Here is a 17665-nt window from a genome sequence, read left to right on the forward strand (position 1 = left end):
ACTTCCCATGCAAAGACGCCATCTCCTCGCTGCTGCCCTGGCGATCCCCGCCCTTCATGCCCGTGCCGCCCGCGCGGCCTGGGTGCCGGACCGGCCGTTGCGCCTGATCGTCCCCTTCGCCGCCGGTGGCCCCGCCGATATCTTTGGCCGCATCTTCTCCGAAGCCCTGGGCAAGAGCCTCGGCCAGCCCGTGGTAGTGGACAACCGGGTGGGGGCCGGCGGCCTCATCGGCACCGACGTGGTCGCGAAGGCGGCGCCTGATGGCATCACGCTGGGGCTGACCGGCCCGGGCGCGCTCTCCGTCGCGCCAGCCATCCCGCAGCAGCGCATGCCGTTCGATATCTACAAGGACCTCGCGCATCTCACCCTGGTGGCACGCGTGCCGGAAGTGCTGGTGGTCAATGCCGCCAACGGCCCCGCTGACCTCGCCGCGCTGATCGCGAAGGCCAAGGCGAAGCCCGGGGACGTCACCTATGGCTCGGCCGGCGCTGGTTCGCTGACCCATCTCGCCAGCGCGCTGTTCAGTCTGGCGGCGGGGCTGAACACCGTGCACGTTCCCTATCGCGGTGCCGCACCGGCTTCCACCGACCTGCTGGGCAGGCGGATCGACTTCATGGTGGCCGATGTGCCGGTGCTGAAGCCGCATATCGATGCCGGTGCCATGCGGCCGCTGGCGGTGACCACGGCGGCGCGTGTGCCATCCCTGCCGCAGGTGCCGACCATGGCGGAACTCGGCCTGCCGCGTGTGAACTCGGACAACTGGTATGGCCTGGCCGTGCCGGCGGCAACGCCCGTACCAGTGCGGAAATCCCTGCTGGCCGCCAGCCACGCCGCATTGCGGGATGCCAAGCTGCTGCAGGACTTTGCCCGCCAGGCCGGCGAGGCATCGCCGCTTGACCCCGACGCCTACCTGACCTTCCTGCGCGCCGAGGCCGAGAAATGGGGCGCGGTGGTGCGGGAAACGGGCCTGGAAGCACTGTGATGGCCGAGGACGCCTTCGGCCTTCCCTCGCGCCTGCCCGGGCTGCTCGGCATCCGTTACCCGATCGTGCAGGGCGGCATGAGTTGGGCGTCCTCCTGTGCCGCGCTGCCTTTGGCGGTGGCCTGTGCGGGAGCGCTCGGCGTCATCGCCGCCGGGCCGATGCGCCCCGATGCGCTGGTGGAGGCCATCCGCGCGGTCAAGGCCGGGACCGACCAGCCCTTCGCGGTCAACATCCCACTCTACAACAAGCGTTCCGCCGAATTCCTCGATATCGCGGAGGCGGAGCGCGTGCCGGTCATCATCGCCTCCCAGGGCGGACCCAAGGCGCATCTGCCGCGCTTCCGTGCCTATGGCGCGCACTGGCTGCATGTCGTCGCCTCCGTGCCGCACGCGCTGAAGGCGGAGGCGGCAGGGGTGGACGGCATCATTGTCGTCGGCGGCGAGGCCGGGGGGCACCCGGCGCCGGACGAGGTCTCGGCCATGGTCCTGGTGCGCGCGGTGGCACGCGCGGTGGGCCTGCCGGTGATCGGCGCGGGCGGCGTGGCCGATGGCGCCGGTATCGCCGCCATGTTCGCGCTGGGGGCGGAAGGCGCGCAGCTCGGCACGCGCTTCCTGATGACGCAGGAAGCCAGCGTGCATGAACACTACAAGGCCAGCGTACTGGCCGCCGGCATCGCGGATACCACCCTGGTCGGGCGGGGCGGGCTGCCGGTGCGGCAGGTGCGCAACCGCTTCACCGCCGAGGTCGATGCGGCGGAGCGGGAGGGCCACTCGCCCGAAGCCCTCGCATCCCTCTACGCCAGCCGTAGCCTGAAGCTGGCCGCCTTCGATGGCGATGCCGACTGGGGCAAGGTGGAAGCCGGGCAGAGCGCCGGCCTGATCGACGACATTCCCCCCGCCGACGATGTGGTCCGGCAACTTGTGGCCGAGGTCGCGGCCACGCGCCGCCGCCTGCTGGGCCTGGCCGAGACCGTGCCGGCATGATCCGCGCCGAGACCCAGGGCCGCCTGCGCCTGCTGCACCTGTCGCGCCCGGAAAAGCGCAACGCCATCGACACCGTCACGGCGGAGGCGCTGATCGCCGCGCTGCGCGATGCTGAGGTGGATGACGAGGTGGCCGCCATCGTGCTCGCCGCCGATGGCGCGCTGTTCTGCGCCGGGGCCGATCTCGCTGAGCGCAAGGCGCTGGCGGACGACGCGGCGGCACTGGCTCGCCGTGGCGCCTTGAGCGAATCCCTTCTGCTGGCGCCGGGCAGCATCGGCAAACCGGTCATCGCCGCCGTGCACGGCGCCGCACTTGGCGCAGGCGCCGCGCTGGCGCTGTGCTGCGACATAATGGTGATGGCCGAAGGCGCCAGCCTGGGCTTCCCCGAGGCCAGGCATGGCATGTTGCCCGCCCTGATGGCGCCCGTGCTGCGCCCACGCCTGCCGCCCGCAACGCTGTTCCGCCTGTTGGCCACCGGGGCGCCGCTGCCGGCCGGGGATGCGTTGGCCCTCGGCCTTGCCGCCGCCTGCGTGCCGGCGGCTTCCCTGCTGCCGGATGCCGCCTCGCTGGCGGAAGCCGCCGCTACCCTGCCGGTGCCGCAGATGCGGGCGTTGAAGCGCCTCTGCAACACCGCGCCGTCCCCGCTTGCCGATGGCTTCGCCATCGCCCGTTCCATCGTCAAGGAGATCGCATGAAGCCCTTGGAAGGCCTCGTCATCCTCGACCTTTCGCGTGTGCTCGCCTGCCCCTTCGCCACCATGCTGCTGGCGGAGATGGGGGCCGAGGTCATCAAGGTCGAGCAACCCGGCAGCGGCGACGAGACGCGCAGCTTCGAGCCGTTCGCGGAAGGCGAGGGCGGCAGCGTCAGCGGCTACTACATGGCCTGCAACCGCACCAAGCGCTCCATCACCGTGAACATGCGGCATGAGGAAGGGCGAAAGATTCTCCGCGACCTCGCCGCCCAGGCCGACGTGCTGGTGGAGAATTTCCCCGTCGGCACGCTGGCGCGACGGGGCCTGGACTGGCCGTCGCTGGAGGCGGTGAACCCACGGCTGATCTACCTCTCCTGCACCGGCTTCGGGCAGAGCGGGCCGTATGCGAAGCGCAAGGGCTACGACACCGTCTTCCAGGCCATGGGCGGCATGATGGGCCTGACAGGCGAGCGCGGCGGCGGGCCGGTGAAGCCGGGGCTGCCGGTGGCCGACCTTTCCTCCGGCCTCTGGGTCGCCATCGCCATCCTCTCGGCGTTGCAGGGTCGCAGCCGCACCGGCAAGGGCGGGCATGTCGACGTCTCGATGTTCGACGCACAGGTGGCGCTGCTCACCATCGCCGCCGCCCGCCACTTCGCGCTGGGCGAGGTGCCGCCGCGGCTGGGGACGGAGCATCCCGGGCGGGTGCCCAGCGCCAGCTTCCGCTGCTCAGATGACCGTTACCTGCACATCACCGCCAGCGACCAGCATTGGGCCCCGCTCTGCGCGGCGCTGGATCTGCCGGACCTCGCCGCCGATGCGACGCTCTCCACCAACGCCGGCCGCGTCGCGCAGCGGGAGCGGGTGATGGCGGCGATGAGCGCGGCGATGGAGACGTTGCCGCGTGGCGACGCCTTCGCCCGGCTGGACGGCGTCGGGGTGCCGGCGGGCCCGGTGCTGGCATTGGATGAAGTGCTGACCGACGAGCACGTGCAGGCGCGCGGCCTGGTGGAGAGCTTCGAGCACCCGGTGCTGGGCAGCTTTCCCGCCCTGCGCAACCCGCTGCGCTTCGAAGGCTGGGATAATCCCGAGCTGAGCCGCCCGCCCTTGCTGGGCGAGCATACGGAGGCGGTGCTGATGCAACGCCTGGGGCTGGACGCCGCGCGCATCGCCGCGCTGAAGGAAGCAGGGGCGCTATGACCGATATCTTGCTGTGGGCGATGTCGCCTGAAGGGGTCGTGACCCTGACGCTCAACCGCCCGCAGGCGCGCAATGCGTTGAACAGCGCGCTGGCCGAGGCGCTGCTGGCGGGCGCCCGGCGGGCGGAGGCGGAGGCAGCACGGCTGGTCGTCATCCGTGCGGCGGGACCGGTGTTCTGTGCCGGCGCCGACCTGAAGGAGCGCCAGGGAATGAGCGAGGACCAGGTTCGCGCCCGCCGCCTGAAGGGCTTCGCCGCCTATGACGCGATCGAGCGACTGCCGATGCCGAGCGTGGCGGTGCTGGAAGGCCCCGCCGTCGGCTCAGGCGGGGAGATCGCAGCCGCTTGCGACTTCATTATCGCAACGCCTGTGGCCAGCTTCCGCACGCCGGAAGCGCTGTGGGGCACGGTGGGCGCGACGCAGCGCCTGCCGCGCATCCTGGGCAAGCGGCTGGCCAAGGACATGATGTTCACCGGCCGCGCCCTCTCTGCTGAGGAAGCGCTTCAGGCCGGGCTGGTGGCGCGCGTCGTGGCGCCGGAGCAGTTGGAGGAGGTACTGGCCACCATCAGCACCACCATCGCCAATGCACCGCCGGATGCGTTGCGGCTGGCCAAGCGCTGCGTGGATGAGGGGCTGGAGCGCGACCCGCGCGGCGCCCTGGCCACCGAGTTGATGGCGATCGAGGAAAGCCTGGCGGGCGGCGAGTGGCGCCGCCGCATGGCCGATTTCGGCAAGGCGGCATCATGAGCGCGTTCGAGCTGGAGGGGATCTGCCCACTCACCACCCCCGCCGCGCTGGCCCGCGCCGCCGCCATCGCCCCGCAGGTGGAGGCGGTGGTCGCCGCCGGCGGGCGCATCACCTTCGGCGCGTTGGCGGAGGAGGTGGCGCGCATCCGGGCCGCCCTGGTGGCGGCGGGGATCGGCCATGGCGACCATGTCGGGCTCTGCCTCGGCAACGGGCCGCGCTGGGTGGCGATCTTCCTTGCCCTCGGCTCCATCGGCGCCGTTACCGTGCCGGTGAATACCCGCTTCCGTGGCGAGGAAATGGCCTATGTGCTCGGCCAGGCGAAGGTGCGCTGGCTGTTCATCGCCGACCGCTTCCTGAGCATCGACTTCATCGCCATGCTGCGCGGCATCTGCCCGGGCATCGACACGGCGCTGCCGGATGCCACCCTGCCGCGCCTGCAAGGCGTCGTCGTGCTGGGCCAGGACGTGCCCGCCGCCGCGACCGGGTGGGAGGATTTCCTGCGCGGCGGGGAAGGGCAGGCGGCACCCGCCACGGCGCGTGCCGAGGACACGCTGCTGATCCAGTATACGTCCGGCACCACCTCCTTCCCCAAAGGCGTGCTGCTCACCCACCGCAACATGTGCGCCAATGGCTTCTTCTCCGGCGGGCGGATGGGCCTGCGCCTGGCGGACCGCTTCCACAGCGCGCGGCCATTCTTCCATGTCGCCGGCAGTTCGCTCTCCGTCCTGGCCTGCCTGCAGCATGTCTGCACCCTGGTGACGATGGACCGGTTCGAGCCCGCCGAGGCGCTGCGGTTGATGGAGGAGGAGCGCTGCACGCATTTCTCCGGCAACGACACCATGGCGCTGATGCTGTTGAACCACCCGGACCGCCCGCAGCGCCGCCTCTCCCTGCGCGGCGCCTGGGCCGCCGCATCGCCTAGCATCGTTAAGCGCGTCATCGACGAACTGGGTGCGCGGGAATGCGTGGTGGGCTATGGCCTGTCCGAAGCCTCCCCCAACATTTCCCAATCCTGCTGGTGGGAGGACGAGGATATCCGCATCAGCGGCCGCATGCTGCCGGAGCCGGGCGTCAGTGTCCGCATCCGTGACCTGCAGAGCGGTGCGGATTGCCCGTCCGGCGTGGATGGCGAGATCCTTGTGCGCGGCTGGAACGTCATGCTCGGCTATTACGACAAGCCGGAGGAAACGGCGGCGACGCTGGATGCGGAAGGATGGCTGGCAACCGGCGATCTCGGCAACCTCGACGCCAGCGGGCGGCTGGCGTTCAGCGGCCGCGCCAAGGATATCGTGCGCGTGGGCGGCGAGAACGTCTCCCCTGCCGAGGTCGAGGATATCCTGCACCGCCACCCGGCCATCCGCCAGGCGGTGGTGGTGGGCGTGCCGGATGCGCGGCTGGTGGAAGTGCCCTGCGCCTTCGTCATCCGCAACCAGGGGCACGATTGCGCGGAAGCCGAGATCATCGCCTGGAGCCAGCAGAAGATGGCCGGCTTTAAGGTGCCGCGCTATGTCCGCTTCGTGGATGGGTTCGAGGATATCGGCATGACCGAGAGCTCGAAGATCCAGAAGAAGAAGCTGGCGGCGCATGCCGTGCAGCTACTGGGCCTGGCTGGCTGAAGGCAGCGGCGAGGCCGGGCCATACGTGCCCGGCCTCGCCTCCCTCAGGCGCGCAGCGCCCGGCGCAGGATGGTCGGGATCATGCCGCCATTGCGGATGAGGTTGACCTCCCGCGCCGTGTCCAGCAGTGCGGTCGCAGTGCCGTGGAGGACGCTGCCATCCCGCCGCCGCAGCGTGACCGGCACCGCCGCGCGCGGTTCCAGCCTGTCATGCTCCAGCGCGATCTCCACCATATCCCCGGGCGCGAGGCCGAGGCCGTCCGGCCGCCAGCCCTGCGGCAGCCGTAGCGGCAGCACGCCCATGCCAACCAGGTTGGCGCGATGGATACGCTCGAAGCTGTTGGCCAGCACCGCCCGCGCGCCCAGCAACTGCGCGCCCTTGGCGGCCCAGTCGCGGGAGGAACCGGTGCCGTAGCGCTCGCCGGCCAGGATCACCACTGGCAACCCGGCATCCGCGTAGCGGGCGGCCGCGCGCCAGACCGGCAGCGTCTCGCCTGTCGGGGCGAAGATGGTCTGGCCGGCGGCGAGGCCCGGCACCAGCAGGTTCACCACTGTCCTGTTGGTGAACAGGCCGCGCAACATGACCTCCCAATTGCCGCGGCGGGAGGCATAGACATTTAGGTCCGCCGGGTCCTCCCCCCGCTCCACCAGCCACGCGGCGGCATCGCTGCGCGCCGGGATGGCGCCGGCGGGGGAGATGTGGTCGGTGGTGATGTCGTCGCCCAGCACCAGCAGCGGGTGGGCGGTCAGCGCGCCCGGCGCCCGCGCTTCCGTCCCGATCGTCACGAAGGGCGGCGGGCGCAGGTAGGTGGAGGCCGCGTCCCACGGGAACAGCGAGGATGCCGGCGCCTCCAGCCCGGCCCAGCTGGCGGAGCGGTCGGCGGCCTCGCCCGCCGCGGCGATATCGGCCGGATCGCTGGCGGCCGCCGTCAGCGCGGCGATCTCGGCGGCGCTGGGCCATAGATCGGCCAGATGCACGGGCCGGCCGGCGGGGGTGGTGGCCAGCACATCCCGGCTGATATCCAGCGCCGCGCGCCCGGCGATGGCGAAGGCGACCACCATGGGCGGGGAGGCCAGCAGCGCCGCATCGATCTGCGCATGCACCCGCCCCGGGAAGTTCCGGTTGCCGGACAGCACCGCCACCGGCCGCAACCCATCCTGCCGCACTGCCTGATCCACCGCCGGCAGCAGCGAGCCGGAATTGCCGATGCAGGTAGCGCAGCCATAGCCGGCCAGGCCGAAGCCCAGCGCCTCCAGATCCTCCAGCAGGCCAGCGCGGCGCAGCCGCCGCTCCGCGCTGGGCGAACCGGGCGTCAGCGATGTCTTCACCCACGCAGGCACGCCGAGGCCAAGTGCCCGCGCCTTGCGCGCCACCAGCCCGGCGGCGACCAGCAGGCCAAGGTCGGTGGTGTTGGTGCAGGATGTGACGGCGGCGATGGCCACCGCATCGGCCGGGATGCCGCCCGGCGCCGGCCCATTCCGCAGCACACCGGCGGCCTGCAGCGCCGCCGGGACCCCGGCGGGGTCCAGCCGGTCCTGCGGCCGGCGCGGCCCGGCCAGGGATGGGCGGATGCTGGTGAGGTCCAGCGCCAGCACGCGGCTGTAGCGCGGGGCGCTGGACGGGTCGTGCCACAGCCCCTGCGCCCGCGCATAGGCTTCCACCAGGGCCACCTGCGCCGCATCCCGCCCGGTCTCCCGCAGGTAGCGCAAGGTCAGGGCGTCGATCGGGAACATGCCGGTGGTGGCGCCGTATTCGGGCGCCATGTTGGCCACCACGGCGCGCTGCCCGGCGGTCAGTTCGCCAATGCCAGGGCCGAAGAATTCCACGAATTCGCCAGAGACGCCGGCCGCGCGCAGCATCTGCGTCACCGCCAGGGCGAGGTCGGTCGCCAGGCTGCCCTCGGGCAGCGCCCCTTCCAGCCGCACGCCAATGACGTCGGGGACGCGGAGGGAGACGGGAACATCGAACATCACCCCCTCAGCCTCGATGCCGCCGACGCCCCAGCCCAGCACGCCGATGCCGTTCACCATGGGGGTGTGGCTATCCGTGCCCACCAGCGTGTCCGGCACCGCCCAGCTCTCGCCCTCGCGCTGCTCGGTGGCCACCACCGTCGCCAGGCGCTCCAGGTTGATGGTGTGCATGATGCCGGTGCCCGGCGGAAACACGCGGAAGCCGCTGACGGTGCCGGAAGCCCATTTCATGAAGCGGTAGCGCTCGGCATTGCGCGTCATCTCGTTGGCCATGTTGGCCTGCATGGCATCCGGCCGGGCGGAGACATCGACGGGCAGCGAATGGTCGGTGGAGGTGGCGACGGGCACGGCGGGGTTCAGCCGCGCCGGGTCACCGCCCGCCGCCGCCAGCACGTCCCGCATGGCGGCGATATCCACAAGCGCCGGGCCGCAGGTGGTGTCGTGCATCAGAATGCGGCCGGGGGCAAAGGGGATCTCGGCTTCCGACTGCCCGCTTTCCAGCCAGCCCAGCAGCGCTTCGCGGCCGGCGGCGCGCGTTGCAGGCTCCGGCTGGCGCATGACGTTTTCCAACAATACGCGGTGGCACCAGGGCATCCGTGCCAGCACCGCCGCGCCGCCGGCGGCGGCTGGCAGGTCGATGCACCGGCGGCGGCCGAACAGCCCTTCCAGCCAGCGCGTTGGCACCATTTCGGGGACTGGGTGGTCAGCCATGCGGCGCCCCGCCTTCGGTCAGGTCGAAACGAGTGACATTGGCGAAATCCTCGGTGAACCAGGCGTCGATGGCGCAGGCGCGCTGGCCATGCGGCACCATGCGGCCTGCGGCATCCAGCGTCAGCGCCAGGTCGTGGCCGGGCACCAGCACCGTCCCCGGCACCTCCCGCCACGCCGCGTTCAGCCGGGCGATGGAGGCCGCGTGGGCGGCGGCATCCAGCGTCATGTCCGCCCGGCCACTGGCCAGTTCCGCCCGGTTCTTCGCCACGTCGGCGGAAAAGATGGTGCGGGGCGCGCCCTCCAGCACGAACGCCAGGTGGTGCATCGTGTGGCCGGGGGCGGTGAAGCAGGTGATGCCGGGCAGGCCGGTCTCGCCATCCACCAGGCGGCGCAGGCGCGGGTGGCGCGCCAGTTCCCGCACGGTGAATTCGGGATAGAGCGGATCGCCATCCGGCAGGGCCAGTGCCATCTCCAGCTCTGCCGCGCCGGCATGGAGCGTGGCATTGGGGAACATCGGCCAGTTCAGGCAGTGGTCGTAATGCAGGTGGGTCAGCAGCAGGTCCGTCACCTGCCTTGGGGCCACGCCGGCGGCCTCCAGCTGCGTCAACAGGCGGCGCCGGGCACCGAAGCCGCCGGTATCCAGCAGGGCGATCCGCCCTTCCGGGCCGCGCGCCAGGGCAACGGTGCTCCACCCCAGGCCGCCGTGGTATTTCGACTTGCCAGGGTAGCCCTGCAACAGGATCTCGACGGTCCAGGACATGGCGCTGCCTTTCCTTATGCTTCGCCGATTGAAGTTTGCAGAGCATCCAGGTCGGCGGTCGCGACCGTCACGCCGTCGCGCTTCGAGCGCGCGTAGAGGGCCATTTCCCGGTCGCCCGGCGCCATCACCGGCTGGGCGGGGTCGGCGGCGGGCGTGTCCCGCAGGATGGCGCCGAAATCGGCCATCCGCTCCCGCATCCAGTCGGCCGAATGCAGCTTGGTGGTGTCGATCAGGATGAAGACATGGCCAAGATTCTGCGCCGCTTCCGGGTTCTTGTCCCACGCCTGCACATGGGTGAGGTAGGCGGCGCCGGAGAGCAGGCCGGCCAGCAGGTCCACCATCACCGCCAGGCCGTAGCCCTTGTGGCCACCCATCGGCAGCAGGAAGCCTTCCAGCCCTTTCTTCGCGTCCGTGGTCGGCTTGCCGTCGGCATCCGCCGCCCAGCCTTCCGGCAAAGGCTCGCCCTGCTGCAACAGCTTCCGCATCTTCGCCCGCGCGGCGACGGAGAGCGCGATGTCCAGCAGGATGGGGTCGCCACCCGGGTTGGGCATGCCGATGCCCATCGGGTTGTTGCCCACCCGCGTATCCTTGCCGCCCCAGGGGGCGATGGTGGTGGTGGCGTTGCTGGCGATGATGCTGGCGAAGCCCTGCTGCGCCGCCATGAAGCTGTAGGGCAGGATCGGGCCGAAATGGTTGCTGCCACTGGCGAAGGCGGCCCCGATACCGACCTCCCGTGCCGACTGCATCGCCGCTTCCAGCGCATGCGTGCCGACCAGGGGGCCGACGCCGTTGCGCCCATCGACCATGGAGAGGCCGGGCGCCATGCGCGCTACCTGCACATCGGCCCGCGCATCGATACCACCGACGCGGACCCGCGCCAGATACTGCGCCACGCGGCTGATGCCGTGCGTGCGGACACCGAACATATCCGCCAGCACCAGCACCCGCGCCGTCTTCTCCGCATCCTCCTGCCGCATGCCGCCGCGGTGCAGGGCGGTGGTGGCGCGGTGGAGGAGCTCGCTCTCGGGCAGGGTGGTCTCGGTCATGCTCGCCTTCAGGGTCTGTTCGAGGTGCGGCATCGTGGTCAGCCTTCCGGCGTGATGCGGGCGTCGCGGATGATGGTGGCGAATTTCTGCGTCTCCTCCCGCACGAAGGCGCGGAAGGCCTCCGGCGCCAGGCGGCGCGGGATGATGCCCTGCTCCATCAGCTTGGCCGTCAGGCTGGGTTCGGCCAGCGCCGCATCCGCCGCCGCCGCCAGCCGCTCCAGCACCGGGGCCGGGGTGCCGCCGGGGGCGAAGACGCCGAACCAGTTGATCAGCTCGTAATTCTCCAGCCCCGGCGCATCGCGCAGCGGCGCGACATCCGGCAGCTGCGGCATCCGCTCCCGCGACGTGACGGCCACCGCGCGCAGCTTGCCACTCTGGATCAGCGGCAGGGCGGCGCCGAGGCTGCTGAAGCTCATCGTCACGCGGCCGCTGGCCACGTCCGTCACGGCGGGGGCGGAGCCGCGATAGGGCACGTGCAGCACCTCGGTCCCCGCCATGTGGTTCATCAACTCGCCCGCCAGGTGCTGCGGATTGCCGATGCCGGAGGAGGAGAAGGACAACTCGCCCTTCTTCGCCCGCGCATAGGCGATCAGCTCCGCCGGGGTGTGGATGGGCAGGGTGGACGGCACCACCACGACGCAGGGCACCGTGCCGCACAGCGCCACAGGCGTCAGTTCCCGCGCCGCGTCGTAGGCGATGCGATCGCTGTAGAGGGAGGGGTTGACCGCGATCTCGCCCGCCGCGGCGAACAGGATGGTGTAGCCATCCGGCGCCGCCTTCGCGACGGCCTGCGCGCCGATCATGGCGCTGGCCCCCGGACGGTTGTCGACGATCACCGGCTGGCCGAGCTTCCCCCGCATCGGCTCGCCCAGCAGCCGGGCCACGATGTCCACCCCGCCGCCGGGCGGGTAGCCGACAATGGCTTTCACCGGACGGTCCGGATAGCCGCCCTGGGCGCGGGCCTGGCCGGCGGCGAGCGCGAGCGCGGCACTCAGGGTGAGGTGGCGGCGGGTGATCATGGCGGCGTTTCCTCGGTCTTGCTGTTGCCGATTGAATTGCATGTTGTGGTTCAGAAATGCAATCCTAAAATCAACCTCCCGTCGCGTTGCATTGCGAAGCCGCCCCGCTTTGCTCTACCCCCGCCGGGGCCCGACCCAGGGCCGCGCAGCCGGAGACGCCCCGCCGCATGTCCGAGACCCCGACCAGCACGGTCGCCCAGATCGTCCAGGCCCTGGCCGAGGATGTCAGCGCCGGCGCCTTGCCCGCCGGGGCGCATCTTTCCGCCCAGCGCCTGGCGGACCGCTTCGGCGTCTCCCGCTTCCCCATCGGGCAGGCGCTGCGCGTGCTGGCGGACCATGGCGTGGTGACGCCGGCGCCGCGCCGTGGGTTCTTCGTGGCGCAGGAAGGACAGCAGCCAGCCGGGGTGCTGGCGGGCGGGCGCAAGCCGCAGGGGCTGGCGGCAGTCTATTTCGCCATCGCCGAGGACCGCGTCGCCGGCCGGTTGCCGGACACCATGTCCGAAGCCGCGCTACGGGAACGCTATGGCGTGACGCGCGGCCAATTGGCGCAGTTGCTGGACCGCATCGCGGCCGAGGGCTGGGCGGAACGCCGCGCCGGCTATGGCTGGCGCTTCTCCTCCGTGTTGACCACGCCGGACGCCCTGGAGCAGACCTACCGCCTGCGCCTGGCGATCGAGCCCGCCAGCCTGCTGGAACCGGGCTACCGGCTGGACCCCGCCGTGGCTGCGCAATGCCGCGCGGTGGAGGAGACCATGCTGGCCGGTAGCATCGAGACCGCGTCCTCGGACGCGCTGTACGAGCGGGGCGTGCGCTACCACGAGGCGATCGTCGGCGCCTCCGGCAACCCGTTCATGCTGGAGGCGCTGCAGCGGGTGAACCGCGTGCGCCGCCTGCTGGTGTACCGCTCATTGACCGACCGCCAGCGCTTCTACCGCCAGGCGCGGGAGCACCTGGCCATGCTGGACCTGCTGGAAGCGGGACGGCGGGAGGAAGCGGCGGCGGCCATGCGGGTGCATCTGGGTGCCGTCATGCAGAACCTCTCCGCCGTGCGCCCGTTGCTGGAGACGGGGGCGCCGCCGGACGGCAAGCCCTGAGGCAGGCGCTTCATTCCGCGCCTTCCAGCACGCCACGCTGCAATTCCTCCAGGAACGCCAGGAGGGCGTGTTCCGGATTTTCCTCGTTCCCCGCGATCAACTCGACGCCCCAGCGGGCCAGCACCACCTTCTGCACCTGGCTGGGATAAGGCATGAACACGAAGGAGGCCGGCCGGTCCCGCTCGTGGCCCGAGACGCGCCAGATATGTGCCAGCTTGTGCAGCAGCAGCCGGATGTTCATGTCCGACATGCTGTAGCCGATGAACAGGATGGTCCTGCCCAGCGCATCCGCCCAGAGCTTGACGTCGAGCGGCGAGGAGAAGCTGAGCCGGTCGAAATAGTCACTCTCGGCAATCACCAGGGATTGGTCGTCCTCGAAATCGCCGTGGAACTTGACGATCTGCGTGGCGCAGCCATTCGCGTTGGCGATGTCACGGGTGTTGACGATTTTGACGTAGTCGCGGCCATGGACGCGGTAGGCAGTCTCCAGGTTCGCGTCGTAGTTCGTGGTGTAGATGATCGGGAAATTCAGCGAGACGATGATCTCGTGGATGCGGGAAGCGCGCACCTTCTCGTCCGAGACGTTCCAGTTGCGGTCCATCCAGCTACGCAGCGGGCCGATGCTGCCCTTCTGCAGGCGGTAGTATTCGGCCAGGGCCTGGTAGCTGCTTTGCGTGTTGAGGAAGGCCTTGGCGTCCAGCCCCAGATCCTCGCCCATATGCTCGATCAGCTGCCGCCAGGATGGCAGGCCCACGCTCATCGACAGGCCCGCGCCGGCGAAAAGGATGGCGCGCCGCTCGCGGATGATGCGTACCAGTTCGCTCAACTCCGCCCGCATGCAGTGGCCTTGCCTCCTGCGGACAGAAACCCCGCTGGACGCCGCAAGGTTCCACCGCCGCGCGGCAGCCGGCTTGAAGCATGAGGCGTTCACATTCGTTCGCACACCATGCTCCATACCTGTGTTGGATCGCGTGGTTCAGGCTTCGGTGATTCCGCCTCAAGCCATCACGCTCTAGCTCAGGTCATGCAGGTCTTTGCCCAGCGGCGCGGTCAGGCGCAGGTCGGAGAAGTGGACTTGCAGGCCGCTCCGCTCCGGCGTGCACGCCATCGGGCCGACACGATACGATGGGGCGACGGGGAAGGGCGTGAGGCGCACCAGCGGCCAGGTCCGGCCATCCGCCGAGGCCTGGATGCGCAACACGCCGCGCGCGACCGTCACGCGCATCCAGAAATCGCTCGCATCATGCTCGTACGGTCCGCTGGCCCAGTCGGATTGCCCCCGCGTCAGCACGCTGCCCAGCATGGCGCGGCCGTCCGAGAGCTCGACCCCGGCCTTGACCCAATGGTGCTGGTCCAGCCGCACCATGATGCCGGCCTGGTCGTACAGCATCTCGTACCGCGCCCGGATGCGTAGCTGCGCCGTGAAGGCCTCCTTCGTGGCAAAGCCGAGGAAGTGGCCAGTGTCGCGCGTGAAGCCGTAATGCGTTTCGCGCCAGAAGTCCGTGCCGTGGTCGGTGGCCAGGGTCAGGCTGCCATCGGCCTCGCTCCAGGATGCCGGTTCGTTCAGCCACACCCCGCCGCCGAGGCCGAGCAGGAGACCTTCGGACGGTGCGGGGACTCCGGGCCGAGAAGGGGCATCGCTGGTGGCCGGGGGCTGCGGGCGCATGACATTGGCTCCTGTGACACAGGCGGCCATCGCCGCCCGGCACCGTCCGTCCACGGCGCAGGTTATAGAAACACCCCCGAAAGGGCGGGTGGCAAGCCGGGCGGCACGCGGCGGGTCAGGGTTGCGGAGTGGAAAGCTGTATCCCCGACACAGGCGCCGGTCGCCGGCTTCCGGGAATCAGAACGCCGGGGCCGGGCGGCGTCCGGCGTTCCGGACGCGCCAGGGTGCCATAATCGTCAAGCCGTTGTTCTGACGAGCGTTTCCCGGCTGGCAAGGGAATTGCTCTGACCGCGGCATGTGTCGCGAACCCATCACCCCGTACACTGCCGGCGCCCCGCGGGGCTTCAGCGCCGGCCCGGCCCCGCTTCGGGCGGGCCTTCGCGCTGACGTCCCGGCCGCCATCCCGTGCCATCCGGCGCCGGCGTGCGGCGTGGGTGCAGGAGGTCGTGGGATTCGCCATGCGTTCGCTCAGCTTCGCCGTCCGCTTGCCCTTGGTCGTCGGCCTGGCGGTCTTCGTATCCTCCATCTGCACGACGCACCTGGCCGTGCATGTGATGCAGCGGGAGATGGAGCAGGAGATCGTCCGGCTGGCGGATGTCTATATGGACAGCCTCTCCGGTGCCGCCCTGCCGCCGCTGCGCTCCGGCGACTTCCAGGCGCTGGCGGCGACGCTGGAGCGCGGGATGGGCTTCCAGCAGGGCATCGGCGATCTCGCCATCGTCGTCGCGGACCGGCAGGGGCGTGTGCTGGCGCAAGCGGGGGAGGCACGCGGCACGCCGCCGCTGGCCCAGGGCCTGCTGGGCACGCAGTGGATCTTCAACGAGCGGGAGGACACGGCCTGGGCGCAGAAGGAGTTGCTGGAGGATGGCCAGGCCATCGCCCTGGTGGCGGTGCAACTGGCCTTCCCGCAACAGGCGGCGCGGCGCAGCCAACTGGTCTGGGTGCTCAGCGTGGTCGATTTCCTGCTGGCCGGCACGGCGGCGCTGATCGCCGCCATCTTCTCCCGCAAGCTGATGAAGCCGTTCTTCGCCGTGACGGCCGCGTTGAGCCGCGCCGGCGCCGGGGGGTTTGAGCCGTTGAACACCAGCAGCGCCGGGTGGGGGCGGGATGTCGAGGCCAACCGCCTCGCCCAGGCCTTCAACAGCATGATCGCCAGCTTGCGGGAGCGGGAGGAGCTGGCCATCCGGCTGGCGGACCGGGAACGCGCGGCGGTGCTCGGCCGCCTCTCCGCCAGCCTGGCACATGAGGTGCGCAACCCCCTGGCCGGGATGCTGACGGCGTTGGATACCATCCGCCTCTTCGGCGCCGACCGCGCGGCGCGGGAACGGGCGGTGGACCTTGTGGAACGCGGCCTGCGGCAGATCGAGGCCGTGGTGCGCACCACGCTGGCAGCCCACCGGCAGGACGAGGAAGGCCGCCCGCTATCCGCCGCCGACCTGGAAGACCTAAAACTACTGGTGCTGCCGGAGGCGCGCCGGCGCGGCGTCGGCCTGGGCTGGGAGATCGATCTGCCGCGCCCGTTCCAGGCCGATGCGCTGCGGGTGCGGCAATTGCTGCTGAACCTGCTGCTGAACGCCGTCACCGCTTCCCCCGCCGGCCGACACGTCTCCCTCGCCGTGACGCGGGAGGGGGAGGACATGCTGGTGCGGGTGGAGGACGAGGCCGGTGGCCTGCCGCCGGAGGGCGTGGAGGTGCTCTCCGGCCTCGCCTCCGCCCAGGGGTTGGAGGGACGGCTGGGGCTGGAGATTGCGGCACAGCTTGCGGCGGCGCTGGATGCCACGATCACCGTCGTGCCCGGCGGTGCCGGCAGCCTGATCCTGCTGCGAATTCCCAGCCGGGCGGAGGGCAGGCCATGACCGCCGACCGCCGCTCCCTCATCCTGATCGAGGATGACCTCGTGCTGGGTGAATCCCTGGTCCAGCGCCTGACGCTGGAAGGCATCCGCACCCATTGGGCCAGCAGCGTGAAGGAGGGGGAGGCGCTGCTGCGCCAGCACCGCCCGGGCCTGATCGTCTGCGACATCCGCCTGCCGGATGGCAGCGGCGAAGAGCTGCTGACACGGCTGATGCCGGAGATCGGCGGCACGCCCATCATCGTCGTCACCGCCTTTGGCGATGTCGCGCAGGCCGTGCGGCTGCTGCGGGCCGGCGCCGATGACTATGTGGAGAAGCCGTTCCCGGCGCAGCTGCTGATCGACAAGCTGGCGGCCTTCGCCAGCTGGACGCCGCCTTCCGACCCACCGGTGAACGGTGCGGGCTGGAGTTCCCCGGCGATGCAGACGCTGAACCGGCAGTTGCAGAAGCTGGGCGCGGTGGAGACCAGCGTGCTGCTGAGCGGCGAGAGCGGCGCCGGCAAGGAGGTCGCCGCGCGCCGCCTGCACGACCTTGGCCCCCGGGCCGCCGCGCCGTTCCTCGGCGTCAATTGTTCCGCCATCCCGACGGAGCTGTTCGAGAGCCAGGTCTTCGGCCATGAGCGCGGCGCCTTCACCGGCGCCACGGAGCGGCGCGCCGGCCTGGCCGAGCAGGCCGGCGCTGGCACGCTGTTCCTCGATGAGGTGGCGGAGTTGGGGCCGCAATCCCAGGCCAAGCTGCTGCGGCTGTTGCAGGAACGCCGCTTCACCCGCCTCGGCGGGCATGAGGAGCTGGAGCTGCGCGCGCGCATCGTCGCCGCCAGCAACGCGGAACTCCGCAAGCGGGTGGCCGATGGCCGCTTCCGCGAGGATTTGTACTACCGCCTGGCCGTGGTGGAACTGAGCCTACCGCCGCTGCGCGAGCGGCCGGAGGATCTTGGCCAGCTGGCCGCGCACTTCCTCGGCCACTTCGCGACAGCCCTGGGGCGGGACGAGCCGGAGATCAGCGCCGCGGCGTTCGACGCGCTGCTGGCGCATCACTGGCCCGGCAACGTGCGGGAACTCCGCAACCGCATAGAGCGCGCGATGGTGCTGGGGGAGGGCGCGCGGCTGGAACCCGCCGACCTGTTCCCCGAGCACCGCGCGCGGGAGGCGCCGCCACTGTCCCTGTCCGACGCCAGGGATGCGGCGGAGCGCCAACACATTCGCCAGATCCTGGCCCGCAGCGGCAACAGGATCAACGAAGCCGCGCAGATGCTGGGCATATCGCGGACCACGATGTGGGAGAGGATGCGCCGCCTCGGCATCAAGGAATGAGGCGGCGCCGTTCAACGG

General features: G+C 70.8%; 15 protein-coding genes. 9 read left to right on the forward strand and 6 right to left on the reverse strand.

The genetic code is table 11. The features are described from left to right. Positions 1 to 7 precede the first annotated feature (7 nt). The 6 genes from IBL26_RS05900 to IBL26_RS05925 are packed head-to-tail and all read left to right on the forward strand — an operon-like array spanning position 8 to position 6215. Positions 8 to 982, forward strand: coding sequence for a tripartite tricarboxylate transporter substrate-binding protein (locus tag IBL26_RS05900; RefSeq protein ID WP_187783542.1), 975 nt, complete (start codon positions 8 to 10; stop codon positions 980 to 982). After that, entirely contained in the window at positions 982 to 1965 is a 984-nt protein-coding gene (locus IBL26_RS05905; protein ID WP_187783543.1) for an NAD(P)H-dependent flavin oxidoreductase, read from the forward strand. The genes IBL26_RS05900 and IBL26_RS05905 overlap by 1 nt, the downstream gene beginning before the upstream one ends. Beyond that, the gene (locus IBL26_RS05910; protein ID WP_187783544.1) at positions 1962 to 2660 is read left to right on the forward strand and encodes an enoyl-CoA hydratase/isomerase family protein; all 699 of its coding nucleotides are present in this window, start codon (positions 1962 to 1964) and stop codon (positions 2658 to 2660) included. Before IBL26_RS05905 ends, IBL26_RS05910 begins: the two co-directional genes overlap by 4 nt. Beyond that, entirely contained in the window at positions 2657 to 3853 is a 1197-nt protein-coding gene (locus IBL26_RS05915; RefSeq protein WP_187783545.1) for a CaiB/BaiF CoA transferase family protein, read from the forward strand. The genes IBL26_RS05910 and IBL26_RS05915 overlap by 4 nt, the downstream gene beginning before the upstream one ends. Continuing rightward, the gene (locus IBL26_RS05920; RefSeq protein WP_187783546.1) at positions 3850 to 4599 is read left to right on the forward strand and encodes an enoyl-CoA hydratase/isomerase family protein; all 750 of its coding nucleotides are present in this window, start codon (positions 3850 to 3852) and stop codon (positions 4597 to 4599) included. Before IBL26_RS05915 ends, IBL26_RS05920 begins: the two co-directional genes overlap by 4 nt. Then, positions 4596 to 6215 (forward strand): AMP-binding protein, encoded by a 1620-nt coding sequence (locus IBL26_RS05925; RefSeq protein WP_187783547.1) that lies wholly within the window; start codon positions 4596 to 4598, stop codon positions 6213 to 6215. Before IBL26_RS05920 ends, IBL26_RS05925 begins: the two co-directional genes overlap by 4 nt. A 44-nt stretch (positions 6216 to 6259) precedes the next feature. On the opposite strand, the gene acnA is transcribed toward IBL26_RS05925, so the two are convergent. The 4 genes from acnA to IBL26_RS05945 are packed head-to-tail and all read right to left on the reverse strand — an operon-like array spanning position 6260 to position 11721. After that, positions 6260 to 8896, reverse strand: coding sequence for an aconitate hydratase AcnA (gene acnA / locus IBL26_RS05930; RefSeq protein WP_241749066.1), 2637 nt, complete (start codon positions 8894 to 8896; stop codon positions 6260 to 6262). After that, a complete protein-coding gene (locus tag IBL26_RS05935) occupies positions 8889 to 9656 on the reverse strand; it encodes an MBL fold metallo-hydrolase (RefSeq protein ID WP_187783548.1) in 768 nt (255 codons plus the stop codon). Before IBL26_RS05935 ends, acnA begins: the two co-directional genes overlap by 8 nt. Positions 9657 to 9670: 14 nt before the next feature. Next, a complete protein-coding gene (locus tag IBL26_RS05940; RefSeq protein WP_241749068.1) occupies positions 9671 to 10735 on the reverse strand; it encodes an Ldh family oxidoreductase in 1065 nt (354 codons plus the stop codon). A 5-nt stretch (positions 10736 to 10740) separates the two neighbouring features. After that, positions 10741 to 11721: a Bug family tripartite tricarboxylate transporter substrate binding protein gene (locus IBL26_RS05945; protein ID WP_241749070.1), complete on the reverse strand. Its 981-nt coding sequence runs from the start codon at positions 11719 to 11721 to the stop codon at positions 10741 to 10743. 167 nt (positions 11722 to 11888) lie between these two features. Between IBL26_RS05945 and IBL26_RS05950 the strand changes: the two genes are divergently transcribed. Then, on the forward strand, positions 11889 to 12815 hold the full coding sequence (locus IBL26_RS05950) for a GntR family transcriptional regulator (RefSeq protein WP_187783550.1): 927 nt from the start codon (positions 11889 to 11891) through the stop codon (positions 12813 to 12815). Positions 12816 to 12825: 10 nt separating this feature from the next. Here IBL26_RS05950 and IBL26_RS05955 read toward each other — a convergent pair whose 3' ends face one another. After that, entirely contained in the window at positions 12826 to 13653 is an 828-nt protein-coding gene (locus IBL26_RS05955) for an SIR2 family NAD-dependent protein deacylase (protein WP_187783551.1), read from the reverse strand. Between the two features lie 174 nt (positions 13654 to 13827). Beyond that, a complete protein-coding gene (locus IBL26_RS05960; RefSeq protein WP_241749072.1) occupies positions 13828 to 14481 on the reverse strand; it encodes a DUF1349 domain-containing protein in 654 nt (217 codons plus the stop codon). A gap of 458 nt (positions 14482 to 14939) precedes the next feature. Here IBL26_RS05960 and IBL26_RS05965 point away from each other — a divergent pair, with 458 nt between their 5' ends. Then, positions 14940 to 16337 (forward strand): ATP-binding protein, encoded by a 1398-nt coding sequence (locus IBL26_RS05965; RefSeq protein ID WP_187783553.1) that lies wholly within the window; start codon positions 14940 to 14942, stop codon positions 16335 to 16337. Beyond that, a complete protein-coding gene (locus tag IBL26_RS05970) occupies positions 16334 to 17647 on the forward strand; it encodes a sigma-54-dependent transcriptional regulator (RefSeq protein ID WP_187783554.1) in 1314 nt (437 codons plus the stop codon). The genes IBL26_RS05965 and IBL26_RS05970 overlap by 4 nt, the downstream gene beginning before the upstream one ends. Positions 17648 to 17665: the final 18 nt, after the last annotated feature.

This window comes from Teichococcus aerophilus, from assembly GCF_014490485.1.
GTDB lineage: Bacteria > Pseudomonadota > Alphaproteobacteria > Acetobacterales > Acetobacteraceae > Pseudoroseomonas > Pseudoroseomonas aerophila.

What these genes read in the sequence shown, in the direction of transcription:
- IBL26_RS05940 (WP_241749068.1), bottom strand. Translation starts at nt 10,735, where the DNA reads ATGCCGCACCTCGAACAGACCCTGAAGGCGAGCATGACCGAGACCACC.
- IBL26_RS05925 (WP_187783547.1), top strand. Translation starts at nt 4,596, where the DNA reads ATGAGCGCGTTCGAGCTGGAGGGGATCTGCCCACTCACCACCCCCGCC.
- IBL26_RS05945 (WP_241749070.1), bottom strand. Translation starts at nt 11,721, where the DNA reads ATGATCACCCGCCGCCACCTCACCCTGAGTGCCGCGCTCGCGCTCGCC.
- IBL26_RS05965 (WP_187783553.1), top strand. Translation starts at nt 14,940, where the DNA reads ATGCGTTCGCTCAGCTTCGCCGTCCGCTTGCCCTTGGTCGTCGGCCTG.
- IBL26_RS05950 (WP_187783550.1), top strand. Translation starts at nt 11,889, where the DNA reads ATGTCCGAGACCCCGACCAGCACGGTCGCCCAGATCGTCCAGGCCCTG.
- IBL26_RS05920 (WP_187783546.1), top strand. Translation starts at nt 3,850, where the DNA reads ATGACCGATATCTTGCTGTGGGCGATGTCGCCTGAAGGGGTCGTGACC.
- IBL26_RS05910 (WP_187783544.1), top strand. Translation starts at nt 1,962, where the DNA reads ATGATCCGCGCCGAGACCCAGGGCCGCCTGCGCCTGCTGCACCTGTCG.
- IBL26_RS05935 (WP_187783548.1), bottom strand. Translation starts at nt 9,656, where the DNA reads ATGTCCTGGACCGTCGAGATCCTGTTGCAGGGCTACCCTGGCAAGTCG.
- IBL26_RS05915 (WP_187783545.1), top strand. Translation starts at nt 2,657, where the DNA reads ATGAAGCCCTTGGAAGGCCTCGTCATCCTCGACCTTTCGCGTGTGCTC.
- IBL26_RS05900 (WP_187783542.1), top strand. Translation starts at nt 8, where the DNA reads ATGCAAAGACGCCATCTCCTCGCTGCTGCCCTGGCGATCCCCGCCCTT.
- IBL26_RS05905 (WP_187783543.1), top strand. Translation starts at nt 982, where the DNA reads ATGGCCGAGGACGCCTTCGGCCTTCCCTCGCGCCTGCCCGGGCTGCTC.
- IBL26_RS05955 (WP_187783551.1), bottom strand. Translation starts at nt 13,653, where the DNA reads ATGCGGGCGGAGTTGAGCGAACTGGTACGCATCATCCGCGAGCGGCGC.
- acnA (WP_241749066.1), bottom strand. Translation starts at nt 8,896, where the DNA reads ATGGCTGACCACCCAGTCCCCGAAATGGTGCCAACGCGCTGGCTGGAA.
- IBL26_RS05960 (WP_241749072.1), bottom strand. Translation starts at nt 14,481, where the DNA reads ATGCGCCCGCAGCCCCCGGCCACCAGCGATGCCCCTTCTCGGCCCGGA.
- IBL26_RS05970 (WP_187783554.1), top strand. Translation starts at nt 16,334, where the DNA reads ATGACCGCCGACCGCCGCTCCCTCATCCTGATCGAGGATGACCTCGTG.